This window comes from Cardinium endosymbiont of Culicoides punctatus, from assembly GCF_004354815.1.
Taxonomy (GTDB): domain Bacteria; phylum Bacteroidota; class Bacteroidia; order Cytophagales; family Amoebophilaceae; genus Cardinium.
In genome coordinates this window covers 1-2,154 of sequence record NZ_QWJI01000041.1, presented here as the reverse complement: position 1 = coordinate 2,154, position 2,154 = coordinate 1, and the positions used below count along the sequence as shown (strand labels likewise).

The window sequence follows — 2,154 nt, the reverse complement described above, 5'->3', positions numbered from 1 at the left end:
AAAATTAGCCGTTTTTTATCAAATATAGTGGAAAATCCTCAATGTCAGTCTTTTATCCCATCATATATTTGTACCACCACCCAAATTTAATCATAAAATGAGGGATGGCGCTATTCCAATTAAGAATTGGCATGGTCCATTTTCTAGTCATATAATTAACAGCTAAATATAATATGTTAAAAACAGCATTATCATTAGGGAAAACTTTTTTATTTTTTATGTCCTTTCTAAACTGACTATTAGCAGATTCTATACTATTTGTAGTATAAATAATTCTCCTTATCTCTTCGGGATACTGCAAAAAACCTATCAAATTATCCCAATTATTATACCATGATTTGGCAATATATGGATATTGTTTACTCCATTTTTTATCAAATGCTTCTAAAGCACCCAGTGCTTCTTCTTCAGTAGATGCCTTGTAAATAGGCTTTAAATCAGCTACTATTTCTTTACGATCTTTATAAGACAGATATTTTAAGCTATTTCTGATCTGGTGCACTATACAAAGTTGGTGATCTGTTTTCGGATAAACTGCCTGTATAGCATCAGACATACCTGTTAAATTATCACTGCAAGCAATTAAAATATCTTTAAGTCCTCTATTTTTTAACTCTGTCAAGTTACCAAGCCAAAATTTAGCCCCTTCATTTTCACTGATCCATAGTCCTAAAATATCTTTTCTTCCAGATAGATCTATACCTAAAGCAACGTATACCGACTTATTTATAATGCGCTTATCTTGCCTTACTTTTACCACAAGGCAATCGAAATATACTATAGCATATACGAATGCAAGCGGACGGTTTTGCCATAAAAAACTTCATCCATAACATTATCAGTAATTTTACTTATCAGACTTTCACTTATAGTAGCATTATATAATTCTTCTAATTGTATCTTAATATCAGATAAGCTCATACCTTTGGCATATAAGGATAGAATTTTTTGGTCAAAGCCATCTATTCTTCTCTGTTGCTTAGGTATGATTATAGGCTCAAATGTACCAGATCTATCCCTTGGAATATTTAGCTCTATTATCGCCTTGGTCTGTAATTAAATGCTTGGTGTAGCTGCCATTTCTAGCATTATCAGACTGACTTCTACTATATTTGCTATAACCTAAATGGTCGTCTAGTTCAGCTGCTAGAGCACGTTCTACTATGTTTTTAGTTAAAACCTTTAATAAACCGTCTTGGGCAAAAATAGTTGATAAATCTGCTCCTCCTTCTAACAATAAATCTATGGCTGCTTGAACCTTAGAGTTAGTCGGTGTTTTCTTTTTTGATTGCATAAGTTTAGTGTGTTTACGTAATTAGAACAAAACTAAAAAAACATTTTACACAATCTTTTCAGAAGCCTCTGATTATTAAATATTACCCCCTATTTTAATACTTTTTTACTCCAAAAACGAATAAATAGGTACTTACGCAACAGGTCTAATGAATGTTATATTGATTTATTTGCATACATAGTTTTGTTTTTTGTCTTTGTTAAAGCCATTATTTACTACATTTACGTTAGTGAGGCATTCAGAATAGCTTTCTGTAATGTGTTTGCTTAAAAAAATTAACCACTTTTTATTAAACGACATAAAATACACTCAAAATCAAATGCTTATTTCATCATATATGTGTACCAAAACCAAAAATGCAAGCAAAATTATCTATTATGCGAAAGTTCTATAATATATTTCTTCCTATTTCTTGGACACGTTTTTTTCTAGAAAAACTTCCAAAGCTAGAAAATTGGACACATTGACCTTCTATAACTAGATCTTGAATTATATCCGTTAAAGAATCAATGATAGTCCTGATGTTGTTTTTATCTAAACCTGTTTTAATTGATACTAATAATATCAATTCTGACGTTGTCATGATTTTTAGCACTTTATAAATAAATATATACTTATTTAGTAATTTTAGAAAAATACGCTCTTAGGGCCTGAGAAATAACAAATGAATTATTTATACCAAGAGATGTCGCATATTGAACTACCTGAGCATGCAAAGCTTTATCCATCTTGATAAGATATTTACAGGACTTTCGCAAAGTAGTGAATAATTGATATTTTTAGTGAATAATTGATATTTTTGTAGTTATAGTTACTAACTTCAAATTATTGTACTCAACGATGAAAGTTACTACGCAACT

At 30.3% G+C, this 2,154-nt stretch carries 1 protein-coding gene and 1 pseudogene; both read right to left on the bottom strand.

Annotation, left to right across the window (positions count from 1 at the left end; all coding sequences use genetic code 11):
* Positions 1–52: 52 nt before the first annotated feature.
* Positions 53–1,294: pseudogene (locus CCPUN_RS04105) on the bottom strand (IS256 family transposase).
* 388 nt (positions 1,295–1,682) lie between these two features.
* Positions 1,683–1,877, bottom strand: coding sequence for an HU family DNA-binding protein (locus CCPUN_RS04100; RefSeq protein WP_165941956.1), 195 nt, complete (start codon positions 1,875–1,877; stop codon positions 1,683–1,685).
* Positions 1,878–2,154: the final 277 nt, after the last annotated feature.

Bases quoted from the DNA above. Each gene is read 5' to 3' on its own strand.
- CCPUN_RS04100 (WP_165941956.1), bottom strand. From the start codon at position 1,877: ATGACAACGTCAGAATTGATATTATTAGTATCAATTAAAACAGGTTTA.